Raw genomic sequence first — 7,218 nt, 5'->3', positions numbered from 1 at the left:
ACCCGGCGCGTGGTGCGGGCGCTGGAGGTGATCGAGCTGACCGGTCGGCCGTTCTCGGCGACCATGCCCAAGCCCGGCCCCGCCCGGTACGGCGCGGTGCTCGTGGGGCTGGACCGCGCGGTGGAGGAGCTGGACGCGCGGGTGGACCTGCGGGTGGGGCGGATGTTCGAGCGGGGCCTGGTGGACGAGGTGCGGGCGCTGGAGGCCGTGGGGCTGCGGGACGGGCTGACCGCGTCGCGGGCGCTGGGCTACCAGCAGGTGCTGGCCGCGCTCGACGGCGACGGCGACCTCGCGGCGGCGGCCGAGGAGACCGCGCGCGGCACTCGGCGGTTCGTGCGCAGGCAGCGGTCGTGGTTCCGGCGGGACAAGCGGGTCGCCTGGTTCGACGCCGGGTCGCCGGGGCTGGTCGACGAGGTGCTCGCCCACCTGGCCCCGTAGCCTGGTGCCCGTGGGTGTGGAGTTCCTCAAGGGGCACGGCACGGAGAACGACTTCGTCGTGCTCCCGGACGCCGACAACGAGCTGGACCTGACCGAGGAGCGCGTGCGGGCGCTGTGCGACCGCCAGCGCGGCCTCGGCGCGGACGGCGTGCTGCGCGTGGTGCGGCTGGACCTGGGTCCGTGGTTCATGGACTACCGCAACGCGGACGGGTCGATCGCCGAGATGTGCGGCAACGGGGTGCGGGTGTTCGCCCGGTACCTGGTGTCCGCCGGGCTCGCGCCCGAGGGCGAGTTCGAGATCGCCACTCGCGCGGGCGAGCGCTCGGTGACCGCCCACCCGGACGGGTCGGTGACCGTGGGCATGGGCCCGGTGCGGCTGACCGGGGAGTCGGTGGCGGTGCTGGGCGGCGCGGAGTTCGCCGGGGTCGGCGTGGACGTGGGCAACCCGCACCTGGCGTGCGTGACCGACGTGCCGGTGGCCGGGCTGGACCTGCTGCGGAACACCCCCGGCTACGACCGCGGGCTGTTCCCCGCCGGGGTGAACGTGGAGTTCGTGAACGTGCTCGCCGACGGCGGGATGAACGGCGCGGGCGAGCTGCGGATGCGGGTGCACGAGCGGGGCGTCGGCGAGACGCGCTCGTGCGGCACCGGGACCGTGGCGGCGGTGGCGTCCTGGCTGCACGGCACGGGCCGCGCGGCGGGGGCGGCGGACGTGCTGGTCCCCGGCGGCCGGGTGCGCGTGACGGTCGACGAGGGCGGCAGCACGCTGACCGGTCCGGCCGTGCTGCTGGCGCGCGGCGAGCTGGACCGGTCCTGGTGGGACGCGCTCTAGCTCAGGACGGGGACCGCTCGGGTTCGGCGGTCCGCGCCTCGGCGAGGTCGCGCTGGCCGCGCAGCGGGGAGAAGAAGACCCACAGCCCGGCCAGCGCCTGCCCGCCGAACCCGATCCACAGCGTCGGCACGATCCCGATCCAGCCGCCGAGCGCGCCGCCGAGCAGCCCGCCCAGCGGGATGACGCCCCAGACCACGAACCGGATCGAGGCGTTCATCCGGCCGAGCAGCCGGTCGGGGCAGCGCGCCTGCCGGTAGCTGAGCTGGGCGATGTTGTAGACCAGCCCGCCGTACGCGACGGCCAGCTCGCCGACGACGAACAGCCCGAGCCGCCAGTCCGGCGCGGCGAGCGGGATGAGCAGCCCGAGCGGGTTGGTGACCAGCAGGACCAGCCAGATCGTGCGGGTCTGGCCGAACCGCGCGGTCCACCAGCCCGCCGTGACCGCGCCGAGCAGGCCGCCCGCGCCCGCGACGCTGAGCAGCAGGCCCGCGGCCCCCTCGGACAGGTCGAGGTGGCGGGTCAGGAACAGCACCTGGAGCGCGAGGCCCGCGCTGCCGAAGAAGTTCGCGGTGGCCGTGCACAGCGCGATCGCGCGCAGCGACCGGTCCCCGAGGACGAACCGCAGGCCCTCGCCGATCTCCCGGCGCAGCCCGGTCCGCGCGGCCCGGTCGGGTTCGGGCTCGGCGGTGCGGATGCGCAGCAGCGCCCACGCCGAGACCAGGTAGCCGACGCCGGTGGCGAGCACCCCGTTGGCCGCGCCGAACGCCTGGGCGGCGAGGCCCGCGAGCGACGGGCCGGACACGTGGGCGACGGACTGGCTGGTCTGGAGCTTGGTGTTGCCCTCGACCAGCTGGTCCCGGCCGACCAGGGCGGGCAGGTAGGACTGGTAGGCGACGTCGAACATGACGGTGGCCGCGCCGACCAGCAGCGACACCACGACCAGCTGCGCGAGCGAGAGCACCCCGGCCCACCAGGCGACCGGGACGGACAGCAGCAGCGCGGCCCTGACCAGGTCGGCGGTGAGCATCACGGGTCTGCGCCGCAGCCGGTCCACCCAGACGCCCGCGGGCAGGCCGATGACCAGGAACGCGGCGGTGGTGGCGGCGGAGAGCACGCCCATCTCGAACGGGGTGGCGGCGAGGGCGCCCGCGGCGAGCAGCGGGACGACGGTGTGCCCGATGGAGGAGCCGAACTGGCTGATCGTGTCGCCGACCCAGAGGCGGCGGAAGTCGCGGTGGGACCAGAGGGACATGCCCGGAAGTGTGACGTCAGTGATTGGAAAGTGTCAATCACTTCGGCGGGGCGGCCCTCCGGACGCCGGACCCGATCACCGGCACCCGGCCCGCCTATCCTGTTCGACGTGGGAGAACGGGTCGCGACGCAGGAGGAGGCCGCCGCGCTGGCCTCGGCGGTGCGGCTGCGCATCATCCGGATGACGCACCACCGGGCGCTGACCAACAAGGAGCTGGCGCACCAGCTGGGCAAGGACCCGGCGACGGTGCTGCACCACGTGCGCAAGCTCGTGGCCACCGGGTTCCTCCAGGCCCAGCCGCCGCGCGCGGGCAACCGGGGCGCGAAGGAGATCCCCTACCTGTCCACCGGTCTGTCCTGGCGGCTGAGCTGGAGCGAGGAGCACCCGTCGGTCGGCGAGGCGCTGCTGGAGGCGTTCCTCGGCGAGGTCGCCGACGTCGGCGTCGACCGGGTGGAGCAGACCCGTCTGGTGGCCAGGGCTGATCAGCAGGAACTGATGGGGAGGTTCCGGGCGTTGTTGGATGAGCTGGCCGACCGGCCCGCCGACCCGGACGCCGAGCACGTCGCCATCTACCTGGCCGTGTACCCCGCGGATTAACCGCTTCGGCCGAGGGCCGGGACGTGGGACCATGAAGGGCATATGAGGGACAACAACAACCACGACGACGACCGCTTCGACCACGACGAGGAGCTGTCCACCGGCGACCTCGCGCTCGCCGAGCGGGCCGCGCTGCGCCGCGTCGCAGGCCTGTCCACCGAGCTGGAGGACGTCACCGAGGTCGAGTACCGGCAGCTCCGGTTGGAGCGGGTCGTGCTCGTCGGGGTGTGGACCGAGGGCACGGCGGCGGACTCCGAGGCCTCGCTGGCCGAGCTGGCGCTGCTCGCCGAGACGGCGGGCTCGCAGGTCCTGGAGGGGCTCGTGCAGCGGCGCGACCGCCCCGACCCGGCCACCTACATCGGCTCCGGCAAGGTCGAGCAGCTGCGCGACGTGGTCATCGCGACCGGCGCGGACACCGTGATCTGCGACGGCGAGCTGTCCCCCGGCCAGCTGCGGCAGCTGGAGGAGCGGCTCAAGGTCAAGGTCATCGACCGGACCGCGCTGATCCTGGACATCTTCGCCCAGCACGCCTCCTCCAAGGAGGGCAAGGCCCAGGTCGAGCTCGCCCAGCTCCAGTACCTGCTCCCCCGCCTGCGCGGCTGGGGCGAGTCGCTGTCCCGGCAGGCCGGTGGTCGCGCCGGTGGCGGCAACGGCGGTGTGGGTCTGCGCGGCCCCGGTGAGACGAAGCTGGAGACCGACCGGCGGCGCATCCGCGCGCGGATCGCGAAGCTGCGGCGCGAGATCGCGTCCATGGGCGTGATCCGGGAGACCAAGCGCAGCGGGCGCGTGGCCAACTCGGTGCCCAGCGTCGCGATCGCCGGCTACACCAACGCGGGCAAGTCCAGCCTGCTCAACGCGCTGACCAGCGCGGGCGTGCTGGTCCAGGACGCGTTGTTCGCGACCCTGGACACGACCACCCGGCGCACCAGCACCCCGGACGGGCTGCCGTACACGCTGACCGACACCGTGGGCTTCGTGCGGCACCTGCCGCACCAGCTGGTCGAGGCGTTCCGGTCCACGCGGGAGGAGGTCGCGGACGCCGACCTGCTGATCCACGTGGTCGACGGCTCGGACGCGATGCCGGAGAAGCAGGTCGCGGCGGTGCGCGAGGTGATCGGCGAGATCGTGGAGAAGCGCGAGGAGCCGATGCCGCCGGAGCTGCTGGTGGTCAACAAGATCGACGCGGTGGACGAGCTGGTGCAGGCCAGGTTGCGGAACCTGTTCCCCGGCTCGCAGCTGGTGTCCGCGCACAGCGGCGAGGGCGTGGAGGAGCTGCGGCGGGTCATCGCCGGGCTGATCCCCCGGCCCGAGGTCGTGGTGGACGCCCTGGTGCCGTACGCGCGGGGCGAGCTGGTCGCGCGGGTGCACCGCGAGGGCGAGGTGCTCAAGGAGCGGCACACCGAGGAGGGCACCGAGCTGAGCGCCCGCGTGCACCCCGACCTGGCCGGGGCGCTGGAGCAGTACGCGGTGGGGAGCCGCAGCTGAGGGTGCGGTCGGCGCGCGCGGCCGGGGTCCTCCCGGCCGTCGCCGCCCTTCTCCTGGTGACGGCCGGGCCCGCCCCGGCGCAGTCCGCCGTCGCCGACGTGTGCCGGGTGACCGATCCCCGGTTGGCCGAGCTGTCCGGGCTCGCCTCGGACGGCAGGCGCTGGTACGCGCTGAACGACGACGACGACGGGGTGCTCCAGGTCCAGGTGCTGGGCCGGGACTGCTCGGTCGTCGGCACGATCTCCGGCACGACCGACCCGTACGACGCCGAGGACCTGGCGCTCGCGCCGGACGGGACGCTGTGGGTCTCCGACACCGGCGACAACAACCGCTCCCGGAGCACGGTGGCGCTGCACGCGCTGTCGAAGGACGGGACGACCCGCCTGCACCGGTTGACCTACCCGGACGGCCCGCACGACGCCGAGGCGCTGCTGCTCGACGCGGCCGGGGTGCCGCACGTCGTCACCAAGGAGGCGCTCGGGCAGGCGCTGGTGTACCGGCCGGTCGGGGCGTTGAACGAGGCCGGGCCGACGCCGCTGGAGCAGGTCGCGGCGCTGTCCCTGCCCAGCACGGACACCCCCGGCGGGCCTCGGGAGAGCCGCCTGGTCACCCGGTTGGTGACCGGTGGGGCGATGTCCCGCGACGGGTCGGTCGCCGCGCTGCGCACCTACACCGAGGTCTACCTGTACCCGGTGGTCGACGGGGACCTGGTGGCCGCGCTGGGGCGCGAGCCGGTGCGGGTGCCGCTGCCGGGCGAGGCGCAGGGCGAGGCGATCGCGTTCGAGCCGGACGGGACGCTGCTGTCCGCGTCCGAGTTCGGGGACGGCGGGACCTCGTCGGCGGTCCGGTCGGTCTCCGGGGCGGTCGACGCGGCCACGTCCGCACGGCCGTCCAGCACGGCGCCCGGCGAGGAGGCGGGCGGGACGTCGACCGGTCCCGGCGCGGAGGCCGCGCGGCCCCCAGCGGACCCCTCGGCGGCCGGGAACGGGCCCGAGTGGCTCGACCGGGTCCGCGTGGCGCTGGTCGGGATCGGCGTCGTGGCGGTGTTCGGCCTCGCCCTGTGGGCGCGGTCCCGGTGGGGACGCGGGCGGCGGGCGCGGGGCTGAGCCCGGCCGGTCCGCCAACCCGGCCCTAGAGCCTGCGCAGGACCGCGACGACCTTGCCGAGGATGGTCGCCTCGTCGCCGAAGATCGGCTGGTAGGCCGGGTTCTGCGGCAGCAGCCACACGTGCCCGTCGTCCTTGCGCTTGAACGTCTTGACGGTCGCCTCGCCCTCGATCATCGCGGCGACGACCTCGCCGTTGTCGGCGGTGGGCTGCTGGCGGACCACGACCCAGTCGCCGTCCGTGATCGCGGCGTCGACCATCGAGTCGCCCACGACCTTGAGCAGGAACACCTCGCCCTCGCCGACGATCTCGCGCGGCAGCGGGAAGACGTCCTCGATGGACTGCTCGGCCAGGATCGGCCCGCCCGCCGCGATCCGGCCCAGCATGGGCACGTACGCGGGCGTGGGCTTGGCCGCCGGGTCGAGGCCCGTGACGATCTCCGCGGGCAGCACGCCGACCGCGCGCGGCCGGTTCGGGTCGCGGCGCAGGAAGCCCTTGCGCTCCAGCGCGCGCAGCTGGTGCGCGACCGAGGACGTGGACGTCAGGCCCACCGCCTCGCCGATCTCGCGCACGCTGGGCGGGTAGCCGAAGCGGTCGACCCAGTCCCGGATCACGTCGAGCACCTTGCGCTGGCGCAGGGTCAGGCCCGCGTTGCCAGCGACGTCGGCTGGCGCCGCCGGGGCGGCCTGCGCCGCCGGGGCGGCGAGCGGGGCGTCGTCGGTCTTCCGGGCCACGGTGATTCCTCCTGACCGGACCAGTTTTGGCAGGCCGGCTGTCGGTCGATCTTCAAGTGTCGAAGGTAGTCGCAACCCCTGTCCAGATCAAACACCTGTTCGAGTAAATCCCGGCGTGTCGTAGCTATTCCGAGGCTCCCGGTGGTACACATTCGCACGGGCGTTCGATCGAACGGTTGTTCGATCATGATCCGATGACCTGCGGTGGAGGAGACGGCGTGGCGGTGGTCCTGGGCACTTCTAGGGGTTTCGCGCTGGTGGAGGACACCCGCGCCGAGGACGTCCCGCTGGGGCCGGGCGCGGTGCCCGGTCCACGGGTGCTGCGGCGGTTCGAGAGCGCCGACCGGTTGGCCAGGCGGCGCCCCGCGAGCGCCCGGAGCGCGCCGCTGCCCGCTCCCGAGCCGGCCCCCGCGCCCAGCAGGGCCCGGTCGCTGCTGCGGGCGTTCGGCGGGGCGCTGCTGGCCGCGCTGGCCGCCGCGGCCATCAGCCTGGTCTACCTCCAGGCGTCCGGCATCTCGGGCGTGCCGGACCGCACGACCACCGCGCACGTGCAGGTCGGCGAGCCGCTGCGGGACGTGGCCGAGCGGTCCGCGCCGGGCAGCGACCCGGAGGCCGTGGCCGAGCGGATCTCGGAGCTGAACGGGCTGGGCGGGCCGGACGCCGTCGTGCGGCCGGGACAGGCGCTGACCGTGCCGGACGGGCTCCCCGCGCCCTGAGCGCGCGCCGGGGGTGGGCACGCCCCTCCCCGGACCCCGGCCACCCCAGTGGTGACCAT

General features: G+C 74.6%; 8 protein-coding genes. 6 read left to right on the top strand and 2 right to left on the bottom strand.

Annotated elements, in window-relative coordinates; translation table 11 throughout:
• Both ACTUAL_RS21245 and dapF read left to right on the top strand, forming a co-directional pair.
• The coding region (locus ACTUAL_RS21245; protein ID WP_440901479.1) for a tRNA (adenosine(37)-N6)-dimethylallyltransferase at positions 1-438 on the top strand (438 nt) is incomplete at its 5' end.
• A gap of 10 nt (positions 439-448) precedes the next feature.
• Complete coding sequence (gene dapF, locus ACTUAL_RS21240) at positions 449-1,270, top strand: diaminopimelate epimerase (RefSeq protein WP_096492054.1); 822 nt, start codon at positions 449-451, stop codon at positions 1,268-1,270.
• A 1-nt stretch (position 1,271) separates the two neighbouring features.
• Here the strand turns inward: dapF and ACTUAL_RS21235 are convergent, their stop codons facing one another.
• Positions 1,272-2,522, bottom strand: a complete 1,251-nt coding sequence (locus ACTUAL_RS21235) for an MFS transporter (RefSeq protein ID WP_096492053.1) — start codon at positions 2,520-2,522, stop codon at positions 1,272-1,274.
• A 108-nt stretch (positions 2,523-2,630) separates the two neighbouring features.
• On the opposite strand from ACTUAL_RS21235, the gene ACTUAL_RS21230 reads away from it, so the two are divergent.
• The 3 genes from ACTUAL_RS21230 to ACTUAL_RS21220 are packed head-to-tail and all read left to right on the top strand — an operon-like array spanning position 2,631 to position 5,710.
• Entirely contained in the window at positions 2,631-3,119 is a 489-nt protein-coding gene (locus tag ACTUAL_RS21230) for an ArsR/SmtB family transcription factor (RefSeq protein ID WP_096492052.1), read from the top strand.
• 42 nt (positions 3,120-3,161) lie between these two features.
• Complete coding sequence (hflX, locus tag ACTUAL_RS21225; RefSeq protein ID WP_440901478.1) at positions 3,162-4,604, top strand: GTPase HflX; 1,443 nt, start codon at positions 3,162-3,164, stop codon at positions 4,602-4,604.
• A 2-nt stretch (positions 4,605-4,606) separates the two neighbouring features.
• Positions 4,607-5,710 (top strand): hypothetical protein, encoded by a 1,104-nt coding sequence (locus ACTUAL_RS21220; protein ID WP_440901477.1) that lies wholly within the window; start codon positions 4,607-4,609, stop codon positions 5,708-5,710.
• Positions 5,711-5,735: 25 nt separating this feature from the next.
• Here ACTUAL_RS21220 and lexA read toward each other — a convergent pair whose 3' ends face one another.
• On the bottom strand, positions 5,736-6,443 hold the full coding sequence (lexA, locus tag ACTUAL_RS21215; protein WP_096492049.1) for a transcriptional repressor LexA: 708 nt from the start codon (positions 6,441-6,443) through the stop codon (positions 5,736-5,738).
• Positions 6,444-6,661: 218 nt separating this feature from the next.
• On the opposite strand from lexA, the gene ACTUAL_RS21210 reads away from it, so the two are divergent.
• A complete protein-coding gene (locus tag ACTUAL_RS21210; RefSeq protein ID WP_440901476.1) occupies positions 6,662-7,159 on the top strand; it encodes a LysM peptidoglycan-binding domain-containing protein in 498 nt (165 codons plus the stop codon).
• The last annotated feature ends 59 nt before the right edge of the window (positions 7,160-7,218 follow it).

This window comes from Actinosynnema sp., assembly GCF_052038725.1.
The sequence above is the reverse complement of the archived record's forward strand: the minus strand, read 5'-3'. Positions and strand labels throughout refer to the sequence as shown.